The sequence below is a fragment of the Rhizobium sp. BG4 genome (assembly GCF_016864575.1).
Classification (GTDB): domain Bacteria; phylum Pseudomonadota; class Alphaproteobacteria; order Rhizobiales; family Rhizobiaceae; genus Rhizobium.
In genome coordinates this window covers 51723-73224 of sequence record NZ_CP044126.1, presented here as the reverse complement: position 1 = coordinate 73224, position 21502 = coordinate 51723, and the positions used below count along the sequence as shown (strand labels likewise).

The window sequence follows — 21502 nt, the reverse complement described above, 5'->3', positions numbered from 1 at the left end:
TCAACCCAAACCAAAGTTTGCAAATGCCATTAGTGCAGACAACTTCTTGTGCCTGTTCCCTCAAGCGCCACAACGGATTGCATTAAGCGGTACGCAACAATGTCGTTGTTCGCCTGTCGAGCAGCCTCGTATGCAGCGAGACAAAGTCGCTCCAACGCGGATCGGGAGTCCGTCCATTCCGTTATGATGCAGGTAAACAATACGTCGCCGACGGCAGACCCCTTCGCTACCAAGCGGCGTGAGCGGCCGCCCTCGGACAAAACTTCGAAGGCTTCGAGATAGTCGCATCCTTCAGCGATGCATCGGTACAGCTCTTTCGCGACCCGTGGCCGATCCGCTTCGATTACCCGCGCTAGAAACGTCTCGATCTGAGTGCCTTTTCCGCATTCATCGGGATCGAGGCCAAATAGTTTCGACGTGATATCGTCCGCGAGAACGACATCCTGGCCAATAACCCAGGTCAGGAGACCACTTGTCCAAACAACCCCGTCAAAATCGCTCATAGATCACCTAAACGGAATGCGAATCGCGTTCGCATATCGAGTATATTGGTGTCGTCCGAGGTTTGTATAGCGGACTTTATTTGGTGGGTTTGAGCTGCGACATGACGTAGGAATATGCCGCGCCACCGAATTCCGCCGCGAGCTCCGGCCATGAAATGCCGGCCGAGATCGGATCGTTGTCGCGTACCTTAAAAGCGGCCGCGTTCATGACGATTGAAAACGAAACCCTTGTCACGGGGGTTTTCGCCCGCTCATCAAGACCAACGAGATATCCATCGAGGCCGGACTGGAAAATCTCGAATATCGAAGAGCGTGCCGCCTGCCCTGACCTCGCAAGATTCAGATTTGCCAGCCTTGGATCATACAGAGTTCGGTTCAGATGCTCATCCCGCGCGAAGATTAACGCCACGGCACCAGCAAATGCGGTAAAAAATTCCTGCAATGTGTCATGGCGACTGGCGGTCAGGCATTCGGCGATCCCATTTGTGATACGACCCGAGACAACGTCCTTGATTGCCTGCAACAGGTCGTCCTTGCTCTCGAAGCGCCTGTAGATGTTCCCAATGGGCATATCCGCCGCGGCACTCACTGCAGCCATCGAAAACCCGTCGGCACCACCGTCCCTGAGAACGGCCTCAGCGGCAGCCATTATCCGCGCCCGCGCCTCGCGACTTCGCTTCTGCTGCGGCGCAAGTCTTACGGTATTCGAGCTCGGTGCTTCTCGGGTGGGATCGCTGTCCATTCCCCGCGTCTACCACAGGCGGACGCTCCGTTCCACGGGGCCGGAGCGCTCCCCATCGAGCACCGCAACCCAACCACTCGTTTAATTGGCTACGGTGGGACAGAGCGATAGACCCGCTGTCATACGGACCTCAATTGTGATCCGTCGCCGCAATCCCACGAAGGACGAAAGTCATCACGATGAAGCTGTTTTATTGCCCACTCGCGTGCAGTCTCGCCGACCACATCGCCCTCGAAGAAGCTGGCGTCGACTATGAGCGCGAGAGAGTCGATCTCAGCACGAAGATTACGGCGACCGGCCGCAACTACAACGAACTGACGTCGAAAGGTTACGTGCCGGCCCTGCAACTGGACAACGGTGAAATTCTTACGGAGAACGTGGCAATCCTGGATTGGATTGCATCCCGCCATCCAAAGCTCGGGGTGAGAGGCGAGCTGGGCCGCACCCGACTGCTCGAAGCTCTCGCCTACATTTCGACCGAGTTGCATCGCAGCCTGCGGCCGCTTTGGCATTCCAGCAGCAATCAGGAAATGGCCGAAGCGCGCGCCGCCATTCAAACACGGCTCCAGTTCCTTTCGGACAGCCTCGCCGGCGACTACCTATTCGGTGAAAATCTGACGGCCGCGGATTGCTATCTTTTTGTGATGCTCCTTTGGGCTGAACGTTTCGATCTCGAAACACCCAAACCTCTGGTGGCGCTTCGTGAGCGGATGCGTGCGCGTCCCGCCGTAAGAGTGGCCATGGCAGTCGAAGGCTTGAACTGAGAACTGGGATCGACCCGTCAGCAACTGACGGGTCGATTGATTCTACTTCAGGTGAGGTGCATGCCACCGTCGACGATCAATTCCACGCCGTTGACGAAGGTTCCCTTCGACGCGAGGAACAGCGCCGCTTCCGCGAGCTCGTCAGGGCGGCCCATACGGCCCGCCGGGATCAGCCCAGCCATGTGCGCCTCGAAGCCGGGGCGGTCGACCTCGCTGACTCCGAGCTTACCAAGGATTTCGGTCCCGACGGGTCCAGGGCTTAGGATGTTGACCCGAATACGACGATCTTTGAACTCCAGTGCCCAATTGCGCGCAAAAGCAGCCAGGGCCGCCTTCGAGCCGGCATAGACCGTGTGTTGGGGCAGGACTTTCGAGGCAGCCAGCGAACTTGTGACGATAATGTTGCCACCGTCTCGGATCAGCGGCTCGATTGCCTGGACGCCGAAGAAGACGCCACGGGCGTTGATATCGAAGTGACGGTCAAACTCGCCCTCGGTGACTGTCTTCGACCCCTCCAGGTTGATGACGCCGGCGTTTGCCATGTAGATGTCGATCGCCCCGAACCTCTCCTTCACCATGTCTGCCAGACGGTGGTGGAAGTCGATCTCGGCGACGTCGCCGCGGACGCCGACGACATTTCCGCCGATTTCGGCAGCTGCGGCGTCAACGACATCCTGGCGACGCCCGGTGATCAGGACCTGCGCGCCCTCTTCCACGAAGCGTTTCGCCGTAGCCTTGCCTATTCCACTGTTGCCACCCGTAATGATCGCGACCTTGCCTTCAAGTGATCTCATCGATTGAACTCCGTTTTCGATGTCATCGAAATACGGATTGTGGGAGGCGGGTATTAGCCGGCTTTGCGGAATATCATTCGTTCCTCAGATTGTGGAATATCCGGAGCCCGTCTCCAGCCGGGTAGAGCTCGCCGAGGGAACACGCATGCCGAAAACCAAGCTCCTGTTCGACTGATATCCCGCACGATCCTGCCCTTTACCTACCGTCGGATAAAATTCGGCCTATTAGAATCTTCGAGCCGATGATGACGGGAGCCGCGAATAGGAAAAAGATGGCTACAGACATGAATCCCTTGTTGAAGGCTATCATGGTTGCCTCCCTCATGAGCTGTTTTCCCAGAAGCAATGCCGCAGCCCTCCCAGCTTCCGATGAATCCAGGCCGTGAGTCGAAAGCAAGGCACCGGCCCGTTGTAGCCGTTCGATTACCTCTGGCCGGCCGGGAGTTACATGTGCTGCGAGCACTGCACGGTTACGGATTGCCTCGTGTTCAATCAACGTCTGTAAAAACGCCACCCCGGCGAGTCCGCCGATAGTTCGGCCGAGGTTGAACAGAGCGACGCCAGACGAAACGAAACGCGGCGCAAGACCAGCTAGAGCGACGAGCGTAATCGACAGGAACAGGAAGCCAAGGGCTGCACCTCGCAACACTACCGCCGGCATAAGCTCCGAAATTCCACTGGCGCTCGTACCGCTCCCCATGAGCCACATCGAGGTCATGAACCCGAGTATCCCAAATGGCACGGTCAACACGGGGGAGATTCGGAACCTTCGTATCGCAAATGCCGTAAGCCCGAGCGTGAAAGCGAAGGTCGCGGCACTGGGCAGCAGTAGCCGACCAAGGTCAGTTGGACTTAACCTCAGGATTGAGATGGCAAAGGACGGGATCAGGAAACTGCTTCCCAACAACGCGAACCCAGCCGCAAAACTCGCAATGAATCCAAACGCAAATCCCGGATTTGCGAAAGCTCCAAACCTTACGGGCCATTCATCAAGCCGATGCCGAAAACCCGAGACGGCCAAGAGGATTGAAGCCGAAACAGCGGCGGCGATACAAATCCGAACTGTTGCATCCTCGATCCAATCCCATCGATTGCCCTGACTAAAAACGAAGGTTGCACATCCGGCCGCGATCGCCACAAGGACGAAAGCCCAAGCGTCGAAAGGCGCACACGGCCGGCTCTCGTCTAGGTCAGGGGTAGCGAAGGTCAGCAGAACAGATGCAATCAACCCAAGAGCCACCGCAGCCGCGAAGACGAGCTCCCACCTGTAGAAATCGCGAGCCCAGCCTTGTGCAAAGGGAGTGATTGTTGCCGGCACGACAACAGCCCCGAGAGCAAAAATTAACTGAACCCACGGCTGGCTCGACTTCTGAAATCTAAACAGGAGCAGTGTCTGGGCCGAAACCACCGCTACGCCGCCCGCAAAACCTTGGGCAATTCGCAAGGCAGCCAGTGCGTGAAGAGGCAGGGGCGTGATAATCAGCGCACACGCCACGGTCATCGCTATCGTCGCATACAGAAGCGGCCGAAGTGGCTGTGCCGATGACACCCATGCAGCGAAGATGAAGCCAACAATTTTCGCTGCCGTGTATCCGTAATCGAATATCGCTGCCTCATCCGCGGAGGCATAAACATCACCCATCATGTCAAACCGGATGAAGGACAACGTCGATCCGGCTATCGCGTCGGTCAATGTTGCCGCGAAGACTCCCATCAAGACAACCGCAGTCCGGTTATCAATGGTTGGTATGGTCATGGTGCGCTCCTGCAAACTCACCCGGGCGCTTTGCGCGGGGAGTCAGGAGCAGTGCCATACGGCCTGCATCCGGTTAATACGGCCTTAAACGCAAGGACTATACGCCGTGAGCGGATAATCTAATAAGATGCCCCTCGCCGCAATGACTGGGGATACACAATGGACCGACTTACGAGCTTATCAGTCTTCGCTAGAGTGGTTGAGAACGGCGGCTTTTCAGCAGCAGCCCGAAGCTTGAACATGTCCGTCAGCATGGTGGCAACCCACGTGCAAAGCCTTGAACAAAGACTCGGCGTCCGCCTCCTAAACCGCACTACCCGCAAGGTCACGCTCACGGAAACCGGACGGGTCTATTACCAAAGGTCCACACAGATACTCGCCGATCTGGACGACGCCGATCGTGCCGCAGGCGCACTGACGTCGTCACCACGCGGGATCATCAGAGTCTACTGCACGGCAGCTATCGTTCGTTTTTTGATGCCGGTAATTGAAGAGTATCTCGCCAAGTATCCTGAGGTGTCACTCGATCTCGACAGCGGCGAAAGGATGATCGATCCTATCGATGATAGCTACGATCTGGCAATTCGGACGACCCCTTCGGCGGACTCGGGGCTGATCGCACGCAAACTTACTCCATGGCGTCACTTGCTCGTGGGTGCTCCAGCTTACTTCTCGAGGCACCCCCAGCTTGCCACTCCCCAGGACCTTACCGAGCATCAGTGCCTTAGGTACGCATATTATCCAGGTGGAGACGAGTGGCGTTTTGAGAACGAGCTTGGAGAGATCACCGAAGTCCGCGTGAGCGGCCCCGCACTTTCCAATAGTGCTGAAGCCCTTCGATACCTCACTCTGAGCGGCAACGCTCTATGGCTTGCCCCTAGTTTTATCGTCGCCGACGACCTCGCCGAGGGCCGTCTCCTAAACGCCCTCCCCAGCCACCGGGGCGTCGAATTCGCGATCAACGCCATCTATCCGGACAAAAGGTATCTGCCGGCAAAGGTTCGATTGTTCATCGATCTCCTGGCCGAGCGGTTTGCCGCCTATCGCGCGTGGATGGCTTAGGTGCGAGTAAACGGGAGTATAGGTTGTCAAATGGCACCGGCACCATAGACGGCTACCCAACGCATGTTGCTGCTGCGGCGGCCAAAAACTGGGTGCTCTATGGAATTTCGCGTCAGGGCCGTAGTTGAGGACGCGAAGGCGACCTTTCGCGACCGCCTCGGAGAGCTTTGCACCAGGTCAGGCTTTACCCATTTTCTGGTTTGTCAGTACCCAAACTGTGGCACCGCACCACTGGTGGAGAACATCGTGGCGACGAACTGGCCAGCTGCGTTTTTACGGGGTTACGCCGACGTCGACATACGTTCAGAAAGGAGCTTCCTCGGACACTTCAGGTCCTCCATCGCGTTGATCAGAGAGGTCGACATCAAAACTCCACCCGATGTCACGAGATCGCTGAGTGGCTTCTTCCCTTGCAGCATCGCCTACACGCTCTTCACGTCGGCACGTCAGCAGTATGTCTTCGTGATGTCGTCCCCGTCCCCGGAAATCGATGACGCGGCGATCGGCCAGGCCATCTTCGAGACCATGGAATATCTGGCCCGGTTAACGGAAAGACGTCCGCTACGGCCTGACATTTCACAACGAGAAACGGAATGTCTCTTCTGGGCCGCTGCAGGGAAAAGCAGCGAAGATATCGGAGCGATCCTTTGCCTATCCAGTCACACCGTGAACGACTATCTGAAATCAGCGATGAAGAAGCTGGAGTCTATCAATCGGACGCAAGCAGTCGCGAAAGCGACGAGGCTTGGGGTAATCTGACCTCGGCCCGGCGATCTACGCGGTTTCTCTATATCGCTGCATGAGCCGTTGAAGCGATCGGCGATTGAGCGAGAGGCGGCGGGACGCAAGCGAAACATTTCGACCCGACCATCCGAATACCGTTTCGATATGAGCGCGTCTCACGCTCTCGGTATCGGGTAAGCTCGTCTGGCTCGACATCGCCAACCGATCGCCATTCACGAGAAATTCCACGACGAACTCCGCATTCAGCGGCTTTGGCAATAGATCGTCCGCCCCAGCCTTGACCACCGCAACCGTCGCTTTGACATCGGCAAACCAGGTGTGCACGACTAGCCTGCTACACGGGTTGTGCAATCTGATTGCGGATATCAGCTCGAGACAATCACCATCGTCGAACTTCAACTCGATCAATGCCAAGTCGATGCTCTTCCGGGAAACGATCTGGAGTGCCTCATTCGAGCTTGTCGCAATCACCGCCGCATAGCCGCACCCCCTGAATTGACGGGCAATGGAAGCTGTGGCCACGATGTCGGGGTCCGCCAGAAGGACGCGCCCTCGCAAGGCATAGGATCGCCCTGAATGTTCGGCAGTCTGATCAGTTTGCATCGCCACATCCTCCGAAAAGTGAAACAGACGATCGGGCACACCGGCTCACATGACGCTTTGTTGTTGGGGCAACGGCACAGATCGTAATCAACCTGACCGCCGCCCCTGGACGGCAGTGCTGCACCCCTGATACCTGCCGGGAACCCTGGGCATAGCTCTGCACGCTAATCTCGCGTTGCTACGGGGTGTCCAAACCGAACGCGGCCGCGAGCCTAAGACCATAGTCCACGTCCGCTCGCCGGCAGTTGTCGACATGGCGAACCTTCACCGCCATCGAAACCCCGGTCATCGCGCGTGCAGTGTTCTCGATCAGCGCGACCTTCTGCTCTTCGGTCATCAATCGGAAAAGGTCGCCAGGCTGTTCGTAGTGGTCATCATCAAGGCGATGATCATACCGACGCGCCTCGCCGGAAAGCTCGAGCGGAGGTTCGCGATAGTCCGGTTGCTCATCCCAGCTTCCATGCGAATTCGGCACGTAGCTCGTCTGAGCCCCATAGTTCCCGTCAATCCGCATGGAGCCATCGCGATGGTAAGAATGGTAAGGGCAGCGTGGCGCATTCACGGGTATCTGATGGTGGTTGACGCCGAGCCGGTAGCGAGCTGCGTCACCATACGAGAACAGGCGTGCCTGCAGCATTCGATCGGGCGAGAACCCCAGCCCTGGCACGATGTTAGCTGGCGTAAAGGACGCCTGCTCTACCTCGGCGAAGAAGTTCTCCGGGTTCCGGTTCAGTTCAAGGAGCCCGACTTCGATGAGCGGATACTCGGAATGTCGCCAGACCTTCGTAAGGTCGAACGGATTATGGCGGTGCGCTTTGGCCTGATCTTCCGACATCACCTGGATGAACAGCTTCCAGCGGGGATACTCGCCGTTCTCTATGCTCTCGAAGAGATCGCGCTGATGGCTCTCACGATCCCGGCCCATGACATAGGTCGATTCCTGGTCGGATAGGTTTTCGATGCCTTGTTGGGACTTGAGGGTGAATTTCACCCAATGCCGCTCGTTCGCAGTGTTGATCATGCTGAACGTATGGCTGCCGAAGCCGTGCATGTTGCGGAACGTTTTGGGGATACCGCGGTCCGACATCACGATCGTGACCTGGTGCAGCGCTTCTGGCAGCAGCGTCCAGAAATCCCAGTTGTTTTCGGCGCTTCGCATCCCTGTCCGCGGGTCGCGCTTGACGGCATGATTGAGATCGGGAAAGCGCAGAGGATCGCGGAAGAAGAAAACCGGGGTGTTGTTGCCGACCAGGTCCCAGTTCCCCTGCTCCGTGTAGAACTTGATCGCAAAGCCACGAATATCTCGTTCCGCGTCGGCCGCCCCTCGCTCGCCGGCAACTGTCGAGAAACGAATGAATATCGGCGTCTCTTTCCCGACCTTAGAGAACAGGGCTGCTTTACTGTAACGCGTGACATCATGGGTGACCGTGAAGGTGCCATGGGCACCCGCGCCCTTCGCGTGCATGCGCCGCTCCGGAATGACCTCGCGATCGAAATGCGCCAGCTTCTCGATAAGCCAGATGTCCTGGAGTAGCGCCGGCCCCCGGGGTCCCGCCGTCTCGATGTTGAAATTGTCCGCTACCGGCGCTCCCGCGGCGGTGGTCAGCTTCCCTTGAGTCATCGTCTTTGCCCTTGCTTCTTTTGGATCGCAATAGGCCACCAGCATTGCCGCCCGTACAGCTATACCCTCGTTTGGTGGCCGATCACGACGCGAGGAAAGCGACTAGCCGCAACCCCAGATACGCAAATGGTTACGGTTGTAACGCGGCAACGCAATACCCGTTTTTGGCAAGTTTGAAGCAAGGCCATCGCCCCAGCTTGCGCCCACCTACCGCCACCAACGGGAAATGGAGCGTCATGAAAGTTGGGCCCGACAATTCGATTTACAGCGTCTTTTCAACAGCGAACCGCAGGCCACCGTCGATTTACGACGAGAAGATGGTCCTGCCCGCGTCTTCCGAAACAAAAGCTCCGCCTGCCGCAAGCGACAGCCAACTCGTTGCCGACTTCCATTCGCGCATGGCTCGGCAATCCCTCGACTGGGCGGATGCCGACAAGGACGGACGCGTGACAAAGGATGAGTACATGAGCGGCCAAGCGCGACTTGCGGAACTCAATGACCGTCCGAACGACACGGCCGGGAATGAAAAAAGGTGGTCGGAAATCGACACCGGCGGCAAAGGCTGGGTCAACGAAACCGAGCTCAACGACGGGCTCGCAAAAATGCTGCCCGTAAGCGTCGGACACCTCGATCAGGGCTTTGCGGAACGCCTTCGCAACCTCCGAACCTAAGCATTCCAATCGACATTTAAGGAGCAATTCCAATGAGCATTTTTGGCAGCATGAAAACCGCCATATCCGGCATGAATGCCCAGGCGAACCGTCTCAGCACGGTCGCCGACAATATCGCGAACGTGAACACGGTCGGCTACAAGAGCGCCTCGATCGCTTTCTCCACTCTCGTCGTCCCTGGCTCATCCGGCAACTACAATTCGGGAGGGGTCCAGAGCACGACGCGGTATTCGATCACGACGGAAGGAAACTATACGGCAACGACCTCCGGCAGTGACCTCTCCATCAAAGGCGACGGATTCTTCATCGTACAGGGCGACGACGGCACCACCGTTTTGACCCGCGCGGGCGATTTCCTTCCCGACGAAAACGGCAACCTCAAGAACTCGGCGCAATATACCCTGATGGGTTACCCGTACACATCCGGTGCGCCGGCGGTGGTGGTCAACGGCTTCGATGGCCTTGTTCCGATCAATATCCGCAACCTCGGAGGCCTTGTGGCTCGTCCGTCCGATGCCGGGACATTCGAAGGAAACCTGAATTCGAACGCGAAGGTCGCCCCGACGGGAACCGACACGCTTCCCAGCGCGAACGACCCGTCGAACACGACGGCGGACACGAAGAAGATGTCGGTCGTCGGCTATGACAACCTCGGCAACACGGTCATGTACGACCTTTATTTCACCAAGACCTCCGCAGGCGACCCGACGGCAACTCCTCCTGTCGACGCAAGCTGGGAAGTTGCCATGTTCCGCCACGCTGACGCGGCCGCAGGGACGAGCCCGTTCCCCTACTCCAGCGACGCTGTGGCGGTCCAGACACTGACGTTCGACAAGAACGGCAAGCAGACGAGCACCGGCGACGTCACCATCACAGACCCCGTAACGGGGAACACGATCGATATGGACTTCAGCAAAATGGGTCAGGTTGCCTCCGACTTCTCGGGGAACGGCCAGCTGAACGGACAGGCCCCCAGCGCGGTCACCGATATCAAGATCGACAAGGACGGAACGGTCTATGCGATCTACAAGACGGGCGACCCCAAGCCGATCTACCGCATCCCGCTTGCTACGGTCGCAAGCCCGGACCTTCTGACGCCACTCAATGGCAACGTCTATGCGGCCAACGGAGAATCGGGGGTTACGGTGACCGGCTTTCCGCAAACGAACGGTCTCGGTGTCATCAATTCGGGATCACTGGAGGGCTCGAACGTGGACCTCGCCGATCAGTTGACGACGATGGTCGAGGCCCAGCGCAGCTACACTGCAAACTCCAAGGTTTTCCAGACCGGCTCGGACATCCTTGATGTTCTCGTGAACCTCAAGCGCTGAAGTATTGGATGCCGGAGAGGCAGACTTTCCGGCATCCAGTCTCGTAGCGCTCACAGAAATCTTCCCCGCGCGAATACGCGAAATTAAGTGTCGCTCGATAGTTTCGACGACGCTCACGTCCGGTATTGTCATGTTGATCCCGCTCACACTCTCCCCCGAAGAACAGAACGTCCTCGAGACGCTTGGCAATTTCCCCATCAAACGGGGAAACGACAGCACGCCTGCCCGCCTAGCCAAATGGACAGCAAACGGCCCCGGTCCAGTGGCTTTGACCGGTGGGGAATGGAGCAACGGCGTCGCGCTGTGCCCGACCTTCCAAATACCGGCTCCGAGCCGGATCGCATCCATCACCTGGTCTTGGACAACCGAAAGACTGGCAGAATGGGAACCGCACTCTCAGCTGCGTTTCATGCTGTTGGACGTGGACGCCAAGCAATGTTGGACCGTCGATGTAACGTCGCGGCCTGCATCGACTGTGATTGTGCCGGGTAACGTCTGCGTGTCGGCGAACTGCGCCATCGCGCTCCAGCTGAAGGCCGGCGAGCGGCTCGGAAAACTCTACAGTCCTCCGTTTGTACGATCGGTCGAAATCGCCGTCAGGTACCGTTTCTAGTCGGAACGCCAATCCCACAAAAAGGGGCCGTCTCCGGCGGGAAGACGGCCCACTGTGCGGACGTGGCGTCCGCAGTCCTCGGCAATGAGGGGTACCGAGGAGGGTCAAGTCGCTTGGGCGGGGGAGGACCGCGTACTTGACGATTGGAGGATACTGCTTGGTGTTTTGCGGGGTAGTTATACGTTGGTTTTGTCTGGAGAAGACCCGGCAATACTCACGATTTTTTAGGCTGGACGAGTGCTTGAACTTGCCCAGCCTACCCTCTTCACTGCGTTCATCTCGTCGAAATTTAGCTATCGAACGGCGCTTCCATCACGAAGTCCACCGATGAGGGGCCAGCGTAACCAGTCACATACCGCTGCCCAAAGTCGCGCAGGAAATTGTCGTAGGTGGTCTCCGGCGCGTTCTCGACCATGTGACAAAAGCAGGTCGTCATCTTCTTTTTGAGGCCGAGCCGTGGAAACGCCTCGACGATCGCCCTCATCTCGACTGCCGAAATCCGCGAATACTGCAGGCCCACGACATCGAGACAAATACCGGCGGTGCACAGAGCGACCTCGGGCTCCTTGTACAGGCCGATCGACGGCGTCGAGTTAAGGGCAACGCTATCCCAAATCAATTGCGCCCGATGCCCCACAACCCCCGCCTCCCAGGCAAAGCTTCGAGCCAGATCAGCTCCTTCGACCTCGAAGCGGCGAGGCCCATGAAAAGACGTGTTCAACGTCACGTCATGCAGAAGGGTGCCGAGGGCGACAACTTCTTCATCGTGGTCGATGTTTTGAATCCTGGCCAATGCCACAGCAAACAACCAAGATCGCATGACGTGATTGAACAGATAAGGCTCGTAGATTTTCCCGGCATACTCTAAAGCCTTCCGAACAATTTCTGTGTCCGGAACAACAACGCCAGCCAAAATACGTTTGCGATCGATAGTCATATTGGTCTCCAGTCCGCGAGTTATTCGCGTTCGCTGGGGACGTATTGTTAAAGAAGATCGACGATCTCGGTCACTATACCTTGTAGATAGCCAGTTCAGGCGGCTGCATAAACGTGAATCCGGCAGGTCAGCCCGCGGACCGGAGACAAAATAGCACGATCAATGGCGTCGTCAGGTGAACTCAAGTTTGGGGTGCGGCGTCGCCCTTGGATGGTTAGAACCCTTGAGCACCTCGATCCAAGCTCCGTCAATACAGTCGGCACCATCATGCCTTTTCGACTTCATTTCATTTCTGGCGGAGAGACCCTCGGGATGCATGCGAGCCCCGGCGTTCCTCGCTTAGGTGAACACGTCATGCTGGAAGTCTCCGGAGACCTGGAGATATTTCGGGTAGACGATGTCCTTTGGGTGACCTCAACCCGTGGGGGCATGATCGAGGATGTGTTTCTCACCGTTTCGCACTCGTCAGGACAGCATCGACCCGACGACGCATCCAACAGCTCTGCGGCTACCGCGACGACACTTCCCTAAACTGACCGCGAGCTAAACCTCCGTTTAATTTACGCCTGGAAGGCTCGCGCCTACAGTTTGGAGGTCTCAAACGATAGGCAGAAATCGTGCACCTTTTCCTGATTGGAGCAGCCATGTTTACGATTTGCGCAGTCCTCGCGATGACGAGCCTAATCACAGCCCAAAACCGAGCCGCCCGAATATTCGTCCCGGTCTCGTCGCCAGCCACAGACGGAGGCCGCGCGGGTGTGTTCTTCTCAAATGGCAGCCGCGTCGAGTTCATACCGCTGCGGACCTCTGGTCGGTCGATCAAGACCGCAAGCCGGTAAGGGATCATTCGCAGTTCGATCCGAGATTTCGCTCCTAGCGGCTAGCCTGCTGTCGAAACGATTGGATCATATCCGCGGAAACATCACCAACGAAGCAAATCGGCGCGTATCCTCCACCCCTGTTGTAGGCACTTCGCTTACCGCAACGCCGCCCGCCCCGATCCGTATTATAGGGGCACGCACACGATCCAGGATACATTGCGATTGATTCCGCGATTATCCGTTGAGCGACGACGGAGTCGGAAATCTGGGGGATCGAGGGAGCGACAGATTTCGATTCCGGCGGCGTGTCCGATGACGCGGCAGGCTTCTTGTCCCGCTTCGCCTTGTCCTGAGAGGTCGGGCGCTCATCTGAAAGAAGCGCGGTTGCAATCCACCCTTCCCTCTGTGTCAGCTTGTCCGTCACCTTCGACCACTCGCCATCGCTTCCCGTGACCGACAGCTCTCGGCCGGTGTCGTACCGGTCGAGTATACTCGACGTTTTCCCCGGCCCATCCCGGAGCGCAACCTTTCTGCCCTTCACAAAGCGAGTGACAGCCTCAGTTGCCTGCGGAGGCAGGGATGGCGCTGGCTGACTATCCTGCTCCGTCGGAGATATCTTCGCATTGGCCTCGTAGACTTCCGTCTTGGGGTCATCTGCGCCGCTCTCAACGATCCTGCTAGGCTGCGGATCGGCAGGTGTCTCCGGCTTGTGGAAGACTGCCGCGACCAGCCCGACGCAGAGAATCAGGAAGACGATCCCTGGGCTCAGCTTGGTCTGTTTCCGCGAACGACGTTTGCGCCGCATCTCTCTGCCCCATTGCCCTACTGCACCGCGGCTTCACGTCGCCGAATTCTGATCTCGATACGCCGGCGTGTTTCGACGTTCCCGGCTTGCCCTACCGTCAAGGTATCACCGGGGAGGATGAGCTGTGCGGCCGAGAGTGGCAGCACAGTAATCCCCGACAAGGATTTGTTGGCCCTGAGGATGTTGGCAACCGAAATTGCGCGAGCGAGCCCAAGGCCTGCGTTGTCGGCAGGTTCGAGAGAATTGATCGACTTCTTCGCGGACAACACGTCGATGGAGTTCTTGTCGAGATTTGAATTGAGCCGCGAGATCGGCTGCTCGTCGGTGTGGCCGATGACCTCCACGATATCAGCGCCGTACCTCTCGAGGTTTTGGGCGATCTGGTCCGAAATCGATCCATTCAGCTGATCGGTGAACGACATGGACAGTTCCGCGCTCCCGGATCGGAAGAAATAGCCATTAGCCTCGGTCAAGCTGATAATGGGAGGCCATTCGTGCGGCTTTCCGGCAGCGCCGAGCTTGGCAAGCTCCGCCTCGCGGGTCTGCAATTGCTTGAGCACGGCCTCCAACCTGGCTTCCAGATCACGCTTCTGCTCGTTGAGTAGTTCGTTGGCTTTCTCAAGATCGGCAGCCTTTTGCTCGGCAACCATCAGCGTTTCAACCCGCTCAAGGATGTCGCCGGCGTCCTTCTTGCCCAGTACCTCCTTGAGGCGCTTGTAGGTGTCTTTCTGAAGGACGAGCTCACGCCAATCCTCGTCGTAATTGGCCTGCTCTGCTTCCGGGAGCCTACTCGTCAAAGCGGCAACCTCAGCCTTGAGCTCGTCGATCTGACGATCCTGCTGGCGGGAGGTTTCGGTGACCGTCGATAGCTGCTTGATCGCATCATCGGCCCTGTGTCGTTCCTTCACGATGATGGCCGCCGTAACCAACAGCAGGCAGAAGACCACCAAGAGCAGGGATTCCGCCATTGTAAAGCCGAGGATAAGACCGCGATTGTAGCCTTTGGTCTCGATTTGACCGGCGTTCTCCGGGGTCATCGTTGCCACCAGGATTTGCGCGGCTTGTCATCCTCGGTGTCGCCGACCGTAGACGTGATTGAGCTCTCCACCACCGTATCGTTAGCCGCGGATGGGACCTCTTCGGACGGCACTTGGACCGACAGCTGCGACAGGGTGCGCTCGATCCGCTCACCACGAAGACGGCTCTGCTCCTCAGCCGCCCTCGCCTCACTGTGACGTCCCGTCGACGCGTCGATGAGTTGGGAGAGCTTATCTGTGCTGACAGTGTGGGCTTCGTTGGCGGCTTTGGTCACTGATACGATTTCTTCCACCACCGAGGTCAGCTTAGTGACCGTCTCCGACGACTGCGTCTGAGCAGCAGTCGCGGCGGTCACCTCCGTGGCAAGTTTCGCCAGATTTGCGGCCGTCTGTTTGAAGGGCACGATGCCCGCCAAGACCTTTTTGGCAGTCTCACGGGTATCGGCAGCGTTCTCGCTGATCGCCTTGGCGTGGGCGTCGACAACAGACCGGATGGATTCCACTGCCGGCGAGACATCGATCCTCAGTACCTCGTCGGGCGAACGGGCTGCCGCGTACTTCTGGATGACGTTGTCGATGGCTTCGGAAAGCTGTCTCGACTTTTCGGTCATCACGGTGGCCAGGCCTTCCATCTGGCCCGACAGCTGCGTGACATTCTTGGCATTGACATCTGATAGCTGCGCCACGTTTTTGTGGGTTTCTTCCAAAGTGACCAGCAATTGCTTCGACGTCGCCTGGATGGATTCCACGGCCTTCGCGGACATTGCCTCGATTGCGGCACGGACTGCTTCGCCGTTCTTTTCCGCCTGCCGAGCGATCTCCTCGAAGCCCTCGGACAGCATCTGGTTGCTGGTACGGCGGTAGGACGAAAACTCCATGGCGGAGTTGTCGAGCTCTGCCCTCACGCGCCTTGTCATCTCTGCTAGCTCGTGTCTGACGGCCTTTTCAATATCGGCAGGGTCGCGGCGCATCTGGTTGAAGAAGATACGGAGCGCGATGCCGGTGACCGTGGAGATGATCGCGATGCCGAAATTGCGGACGACGTCTTCGATAGAAGCTTCGCCAGTGAACTTATACAGCGACACACCAAGGCTCGTCAGCGTGTAGATGAAGCCCATATAATAGAGGTTGTCGCCGGCCTGCTCGCTGTGGACACGCAGACCGGAAAGCATATTGACGGTCATGTACAGGAACATCATTGCGACCGGGATCGCCGTGATCAAGGCAATGTCGAAATCCCATACCTTGCCAAGCCAGATGACGGCGGAGCCGATCATGGTCAGAAGGACGAAGAGGATGATCGGGCCCTGATTGCGAACCAGATTTCTCATTGGTGAGCTACGCATTACATTGTCCCTGTCAAACGCTCGATGCCCGAGAAGTTGCCGTGGTTGGAGCCGATCCAAGCCAGCCAGAATTCTGGCAAGTTTTTCACTGCAGAAGAGCTTTCACGCTGGAAGAGGAGAAGATTGACGTCCACGCCGTTCAACGGGGTCCTGAATTTGTTTCGGGCCACGCTGCCTTCGAACGCTTTGATGTCCGCGCCCGATTTGTACATCGAGAAAGCCGGGGTGAACTCCATCATGTCCGAGGCGACCACCAGCCTCTTCGGCTTGCCGTCAAGCTTTGCATCGGTGAAGCTCTCGATGACGATACGCTGGATACCAGCCATGATCGGCGACTGTTTCGACGCAGCCCCGTTCCCCATTTCCTCCTCAATCTTCTTGAGAGGCTGGTTGAAGGCCTGATCCCAACGTTGTTGAATCTTCTTGGGGTTGGAAGTCCACGGATCGGCGCTCTCGCCATCGCCCGGATTGCATCCGTGGAAAGTCCGTTGGGGTTTTCCCTCCACGTCGGTCAGAAGGTAGACCTCGATCAGGCCGTGTTGCTCAACGCCGGCGACAATCCGCTGAAACTCTCGCTTGAGGTCCAACTTCGTGATTTCGGAAATCGGATCGGTGACGTCCAGCAACACGGCCGTCGCTGATGTTGGACCAGTTTCCGGGCATAGATCGGCATCGAGTGTCGGGGCCGCCTTCGCCTTGTACCAGAGCATTGAATAGCCACCGACAGCGCCGGCGATCGCGATAACCAGCGCGACAATCCCGACGATGGCCCCTACAGAGCCGCCGCCCCGGCGGCTTCTGCGTTTACGCCGGGCTGCCATTGATCGTCTCCGGATAGATATGGTCGAGTTCGTGATAGGCCGTGACCGCGTCTTCAAACGCCTTGCTGATGCGCTTCATCTGCGCCGACAGCTCGGTCTGGGCCGCTTGGATACGTTCGCTGAGGTCCTTGTCGGTCCAGTCGTCCGACGTGTCTACGACCACTCGACGGCGCTCCATCTTGTACTGGGCCTTGAAGTGCTTCGGCTCCTCGTCCGTGCGCGCGGCTCGATTTTCCTCGCGGTAGATCGCGAGGAGCTTGCGGCCCACAGATTCTAGCTGGGTCTGGTGTTCGCCGAACAGCTTCGTCATGCGCGTGCGGGCATCGATGATGGCGGCGCATTCCTTGCGACGCTTCGAAAGACCCTGAATGATGCCTTCGATCTTGGTGTTGTGATCGTCGCGGATTTCCTTGAGCCCCTCTACCCGGTCTTCCCGTTCGGTCGCGTAATCGTCTCTGGCGTCAACGTAGCGCTGATAGGTCCCGGCATAGCCTGGGTATGGATCGGTCATGAACAGGCCATCGATAAGGGCCGCCGTCGAGAACAGGAGGCCGCCTGCGAACAGCACGAAGGAATCGATATCCGCCAAGCCAAGCGGATCGGAAAACAGCCGTTGGCGGACGAGGAGACCAATGTTCTCGACAGCGGTCGCCGAGATTTCGCGATAGTGTGCCATCGCCAGGTTCAATGCGATCGCCAGCGCGATCCATGCAATCAGGCTGAGGAAGCCTATGATCCTGAGGACGAATGACCGCCTGTTCAGCTGTCGAATGCCGAACAGCGCCAATAGGAACGTACCGATGACATTGACGAACGCGAACCCGAACGCATAGCCGATACCGCCAACCAGGCCGCTATCGTTGCCTTTGGCTAGGTAGATACCATTGACCACCGTCTCGATGATCAGGAGCAGCGCGACGACGAGTATCTTGAGCCAAGTCTCAAGCGAGCCGCGCACCCTGGCAATTCTTTTCTCCAAGCCGTTTCGTTTTCTGAAGTCCTCCAGCTCCTCATCCGTAGCCTTGAGGTCTTTGCGGCGGATGAACAACTCGTCCCGGCCCTTCGTGACGTCTGCCTGGAAGTCCTCGACACTCGAATTGTTCGTCATTTCGATCTGGCTGAAGTGACCGTCAAAATCGAGGTTCCGCAACCGAGTGGCATAGGTGTTGAGCTGATCTTCCAGGACTTGGAAGGCGTCATCCCGCTGGCTCTCCACTCGATCCACAATGGATCGCTCGACATCGTCGAGTTCCCGCGCATTTTTGGCCGGAATGTTCGCCTTGCCGTTCTCTGCGGCCTTGCGCTCGATCTCCATGGACTTGACGAGCTTCTCCGGGTCCAAAGGCGGGAACGGGTCAGTCGTTATCCGGAAGTCATGGCTGGACTCCCGTAGGGTGTCGTACAATCTGGTGAGTGCCTCAAACTTGGCCATCGTCAAAACCTGCATGCATGCTGATAATTGAAATCTTCATTTGCCCCACTGCGGAGGTCGCCAGCCCGCGGCGATCGCCTCCCCTTCGGAACAGAACCAACGTTCACCCTTGCGGGGATCGATCTTCGTCTTGGTGTAGTCCTTTGACCACGGAGCGTGATAGATGCGCTCCTGCTTACGGTTGATGTTCCCCTTGATCGGACATCCGCTCATCGGTGCGCCCGACGCCGCGCTGTCCCACTTGTGAGCCCGGAACTCCCACGGCGTTTCGGTGGCGGCTTGCCAGACGCCAATGAGCCCGGCGTGCGCGACCTCCTCGGTCATGACGTAGTCGGCGGAATATTTTCGGAAGGCCCATGCAAGACCGGAAGCAACCATCTCACCGTTTACGTCGACGCCGTCCGAGACACAGCTTGCAACCCACCGGCCGTACATGTCTTTCTCGTGTGGAGTGCACTTGACCTGGTGTCCGATGACGAGGCTCTCCATTTTACGAACAGCCGCCCGCCCGCATGCCCACACCCCACCATCGGCTGTCGCACAAGTCTGTCCAGCCTCGGGCGCGTCAATCCCATGCAGGCGGTAACGGACGCCATCCAGATCAATCGTGTCGCCGTCGATTACCCGTACATTTGAAGCCGCAGAAACACCCGCCGCCGTTAGAAACAGCAGCAGCGCGGTCGCCGAAAATCTGGAAAACAAGGCACGTCCCTCTTCGCGCAATACGTTTATTTTAGCAGTTGAGATTCCGCAACCGGAAGTGCGCGAAAAATTAAGAAATGGTAAACATCAACAGGCGCAACCACAGATGCCGGCTATCAAAGCCGTAACGCAGACCCCGAAATTAATTCGAATTTCGAACTATCCAGCGTCTGAATTTTAGGAAGTATCGTCGGATTCTTAGTAAAGTTAGCCGCTCTGCAAACCGGATTCGATCGAGGAATCCGGGACTTACGATTGGTTCGATTTCCGGGAATCTAGGAAAAAGCTATTTGGATACGCCCCAAGAACACGGGGGCGAACGTCCTTGCCCGGTGTGTTAGATCGTTCCCGCTCGATTGAGCGCGGGAGCCTGGCATCACCCCTCTAGGTCGGGCTTCCGCCATCCCCTGAATTGTAGTTGCGGTAAGCGTTTTAAGCTTGCGGTAAGCCCGCGTCGATACAACACTGAAACCATTAACCTCCGCGGCGAGCAATGACAGAGTTCTTCCAGACGACCGACGCGACCATTCGCCAGGCCATTCGGCTAAGGCTTTCGCGAGCCCACGCGGGGCAGGACGCCGTCATAGTCGACGAACTCAAAGTTTCCCTGGGAAGCGGCAGGCTCGACGTCGCTGTCATCAACGGTCGGATCGAAGGCTACGAGATCAAAAGCGATCGAGACAGCCTAGACCGTTTGGAGAAGCAATCCATGATGTTCGGCGCGGTCGCCGACAGGATGACGCTTGTCGTGGGGAGCCGTCATTTGAACAAGGCCCTCGAAATCGTTCCCGACTGGTGGTCTGTTCTACATTCGACAGCGAAGTCAGACGGCAAAGTCCAATTCAAGACCGTTCGACGGGGTCGACTGAACAGGGACCAACACAAGCTGGCCTTGGTGGAGACGTTGGAGCGAGACGAGGTCATCGCGCTTCTTTCCACGGCAGACCTCGATCGGGGCTTCCGGACTGCCAACTATAGGACTTTGGCTGACCGCGCAGCATCGTCAATGTCGCGCGACGATATCTCCGCCTTCGTGAAGAAAATTCTCAAGGTTCGGTCTCGGCTTGCCTTTGAATTCGGCGACCTTGCCTTCGGCCGAGCAGTCATCGACTGCGCACAGCCATTTGGGAAAGATGTTGGTTGATCCTGACCGTCAACCATGGTGATGGATGGGTGAACTTCTTGCCTTCGATAACCTGCTGCCCCGACGCGACCTGATCGATGATCCGGCTCCCCAACAATCCGCCCTCTCCCGCCACTCAGGTTTCGCCCTGATCGCTCCTGCGGCAGCGATGTAGCCGGCAGCACTTCGGTTCACCTCAATCAGCTCGATGTGCCAACGATCTCGGGTTACGAGATCGACATGCGGGAACCACCCGCGGGCAATAACGTCTTCCGTGCGGTTCGGAAGCGATCCGTAGTCACCGAAATGGACGTCGAAGCGTCGCCCAAGGTTTTCGAGCAAGATCAGTTCCTCGATCCGCAGAACGTTTGGAACCGTCTTGAGGGCTACCTTCGGGAAGCTTGTCGACAGAAGGATGATTCTGAGTTCGGCGAAACGATCACCGATCTCCGTCTCCAGTCGCTCCAAAAGGGAGCTCGCTTTCGCGAGGGCGAGATCGGACCTGCCCCAGATGTTGTCGGCGTCGACGATCAGATCGATGGAGCCGACGTTCGATCGTATGATCTCAGCGACCGAGACTACCAAATCGACTTCCAAGCGCTCGTCGACCCGCACTCTGATAGCCGAACGGCGGCCGGCATCGCTCATAAAATCCAGTTGACCCCACAGGCTTTCGCGATCCAGCAGCCTCACCACCGGGGTGAGCTCGGGAAGCGCTCGAGTCATCTCCAGCCAAGCGGTCGGCCCAGTCTTCGGGTCGAGAAGCCGCTGAAGGTTGTCATTGAATGCAACAGTCTTCCTCGTTCGTTCAGCGTCATTGGCGAGCTCGCGCTCGGAGCGAGGCCTAGCCGGATTCTGCCCAGCTGCCGCTCTCCGGATCGCTGCGCGCCTACGTCGCTCAACCGCTTCGGCAGCGGAGGTCACAATGCGGGGCTTGGCATCGAAGTCTACGATTGCCGGCCTGCCATCTAGGCCACCAACGAGGGCGTGGGCTGCGTCCGCGAAGCTCTCGGTCTCCTCGTAGCGGGTCAACGTCACGATCGGCATCATCGCGTCTTTGATTGCGGCATCACAAAGGTCATACGCCAGGAACTCTCCTACCCTCGTCGAAATGCTCGGAAAATATCCCTTCTTAACGGCCATCTTGCGCTGTCTCCAAAAGCTGTGAATCACCCGTCAAACATGACAGTCGCCATGCAAGATAAAGTTGTCAATTCGGGATAAAAAGCTAACGTCATCGTTGAGAAAAGATTCTCTGAACCTCGGCAGAAAAA

At 57.7% G+C, this 21502-nt stretch carries 21 protein-coding genes; 7 read left to right on the top strand and 14 right to left on the bottom strand.

What is annotated here, in order from left to right:
• Positions 1–29 precede the first annotated feature (29 nt).
• Positions 30–503 carry a hypothetical protein gene (locus F2982_RS20510; RefSeq protein WP_203430669.1) on the bottom strand — a complete coding sequence of 158 codons (474 nt, stop codon included), beginning with the start codon at positions 501–503 and terminating at the stop codon, positions 30–32.
• Positions 504–579: 76 nt separating this feature from the next.
• The gene (locus tag F2982_RS20505; RefSeq protein WP_203430668.1) at positions 580–1152 is read right to left on the bottom strand and encodes a TetR/AcrR family transcriptional regulator; all 573 of its coding nucleotides are present in this window, start codon (positions 1150–1152) and stop codon (positions 580–582) included.
• A gap of 272 nt (positions 1153–1424) precedes the next feature.
• On the opposite strand from F2982_RS20505, the gene F2982_RS20500 reads away from it, so the two are divergent.
• A complete protein-coding gene (locus F2982_RS20500) occupies positions 1425–2009 on the top strand; it encodes a glutathione binding-like protein (RefSeq protein WP_203430667.1) in 585 nt (194 codons plus the stop codon).
• A 47-nt stretch (positions 2010–2056) separates the two neighbouring features.
• Here the strand turns inward: F2982_RS20500 and F2982_RS20495 are convergent, their stop codons facing one another.
• Positions 2057–2803 (bottom strand): SDR family oxidoreductase, encoded by a 747-nt coding sequence (locus tag F2982_RS20495; RefSeq protein ID WP_203430666.1) that lies wholly within the window; start codon positions 2801–2803, stop codon positions 2057–2059.
• 196 nt (positions 2804–2999) lie between these two features.
• A complete protein-coding gene (locus F2982_RS20490; RefSeq protein ID WP_203430665.1) occupies positions 3000–4559 on the bottom strand; it encodes an MFS transporter in 1560 nt (519 codons plus the stop codon).
• A 159-nt stretch (positions 4560–4718) separates the two neighbouring features.
• Between F2982_RS20490 and F2982_RS20485 the strand changes: the two genes are divergently transcribed.
• Together F2982_RS20485 and F2982_RS20480 are read left to right on the top strand one after the other, a co-directional pair.
• Positions 4719–5621 carry a LysR family transcriptional regulator gene (locus F2982_RS20485; RefSeq protein ID WP_203430664.1) on the top strand — a complete coding sequence of 301 codons (903 nt, stop codon included), beginning with the start codon at positions 4719–4721 and terminating at the stop codon, positions 5619–5621.
• Positions 5622–5720: 99 nt separating this feature from the next.
• Positions 5721–6380 (top strand): helix-turn-helix transcriptional regulator, encoded by a 660-nt coding sequence (locus F2982_RS20480; RefSeq protein WP_203430663.1) that lies wholly within the window; start codon positions 5721–5723, stop codon positions 6378–6380.
• 15 nt (positions 6381–6395) lie between these two features.
• Here F2982_RS20480 and F2982_RS20475 read toward each other — a convergent pair whose 3' ends face one another.
• Positions 6396–6968: a response regulator gene (locus F2982_RS20475; RefSeq protein ID WP_203430662.1), complete on the bottom strand. Its 573-nt coding sequence runs from the start codon at positions 6966–6968 to the stop codon at positions 6396–6398.
• 178 nt (positions 6969–7146) lie between these two features.
• Complete coding sequence (locus tag F2982_RS20470; RefSeq protein ID WP_203431137.1) at positions 7147–8589, bottom strand: catalase; 1443 nt, start codon at positions 8587–8589, stop codon at positions 7147–7149.
• 236 nt (positions 8590–8825) lie between these two features.
• Here F2982_RS20470 and F2982_RS20465 point away from each other — a divergent pair, with 236 nt between their 5' ends.
• From F2982_RS20465 to F2982_RS20455, 3 genes are all read left to right on the top strand, one after another.
• Positions 8826–9260 carry an EF-hand domain-containing protein gene (locus F2982_RS20465; RefSeq protein WP_203430661.1) on the top strand — a complete coding sequence of 145 codons (435 nt, stop codon included), beginning with the start codon at positions 8826–8828 and terminating at the stop codon, positions 9258–9260.
• 32 nt (positions 9261–9292) lie between these two features.
• A complete protein-coding gene (locus F2982_RS20460) occupies positions 9293–10591 on the top strand; it encodes a flagellar hook protein FlgE (protein WP_203430660.1) in 1299 nt (432 codons plus the stop codon).
• A gap of 130 nt (positions 10592–10721) precedes the next feature.
• Positions 10722–11204, top strand: a complete 483-nt coding sequence (locus tag F2982_RS20455; protein ID WP_203430659.1) for a hypothetical protein — start codon at positions 10722–10724, stop codon at positions 11202–11204.
• A 289-nt stretch (positions 11205–11493) separates the two neighbouring features.
• Here F2982_RS20455 and F2982_RS20450 read toward each other — a convergent pair whose 3' ends face one another.
• The 7 genes from F2982_RS20450 to F2982_RS20420 all read right to left on the bottom strand — a co-directional run bounded on the left by F2982_RS20450 (position 11494) and on the right by F2982_RS20420 (position 19105).
• The gene (locus F2982_RS20450) at positions 11494–12141 is read right to left on the bottom strand and encodes a hypothetical protein (protein WP_203430658.1); all 648 of its coding nucleotides are present in this window, start codon (positions 12139–12141) and stop codon (positions 11494–11496) included.
• An 873-nt stretch (positions 12142–13014) separates the two neighbouring features.
• Positions 13015–13767: an SH3 domain-containing protein gene (locus F2982_RS20445; RefSeq protein ID WP_203430657.1), complete on the bottom strand. Its 753-nt coding sequence runs from the start codon at positions 13765–13767 to the stop codon at positions 13015–13017.
• 17 nt (positions 13768–13784) lie between these two features.
• On the bottom strand, positions 13785–14804 hold the full coding sequence (locus tag F2982_RS20440; protein WP_203430656.1) for a hypothetical protein: 1020 nt from the start codon (positions 14802–14804) through the stop codon (positions 13785–13787).
• The gene (locus tag F2982_RS20435; protein ID WP_203430655.1) at positions 14801–16150 is read right to left on the bottom strand and encodes a methyl-accepting chemotaxis protein; all 1350 of its coding nucleotides are present in this window, start codon (positions 16148–16150) and stop codon (positions 14801–14803) included. Before F2982_RS20435 ends, F2982_RS20440 begins: the two co-directional genes overlap by 4 nt.
• Positions 16150–16971 carry a hypothetical protein gene (locus F2982_RS20430; RefSeq protein WP_203430654.1) on the bottom strand — a complete coding sequence of 274 codons (822 nt, stop codon included), beginning with the start codon at positions 16969–16971 and terminating at the stop codon, positions 16150–16152. The genes F2982_RS20435 and F2982_RS20430 overlap by 1 nt, the downstream gene beginning before the upstream one ends.
• The gene (locus tag F2982_RS20425) at positions 16955–18403 is read right to left on the bottom strand and encodes a DUF4013 domain-containing protein (RefSeq protein ID WP_203430653.1); all 1449 of its coding nucleotides are present in this window, start codon (positions 18401–18403) and stop codon (positions 16955–16957) included. Before F2982_RS20425 ends, F2982_RS20430 begins: the two co-directional genes overlap by 17 nt.
• A gap of 36 nt (positions 18404–18439) precedes the next feature.
• A complete protein-coding gene (locus F2982_RS20420) occupies positions 18440–19105 on the bottom strand; it encodes a thermonuclease family protein (RefSeq protein ID WP_203430652.1) in 666 nt (221 codons plus the stop codon).
• Positions 19106–19598: 493 nt separating this feature from the next.
• On the opposite strand from F2982_RS20420, the gene F2982_RS20415 reads away from it, so the two are divergent.
• Positions 19599–20249 carry a sce7726 family protein gene (locus F2982_RS20415; protein WP_203430651.1) on the top strand — a complete coding sequence of 217 codons (651 nt, stop codon included), beginning with the start codon at positions 19599–19601 and terminating at the stop codon, positions 20247–20249.
• Positions 20250–20258: 9 nt separating this feature from the next.
• Here F2982_RS20415 and F2982_RS20410 read toward each other — a convergent pair whose 3' ends face one another.
• Positions 20259–21371: a hypothetical protein gene (locus tag F2982_RS20410; protein WP_203430650.1), complete on the bottom strand. Its 1113-nt coding sequence runs from the start codon at positions 21369–21371 to the stop codon at positions 20259–20261.
• Between the last annotated feature and the right edge of the window lie 131 nt (positions 21372–21502).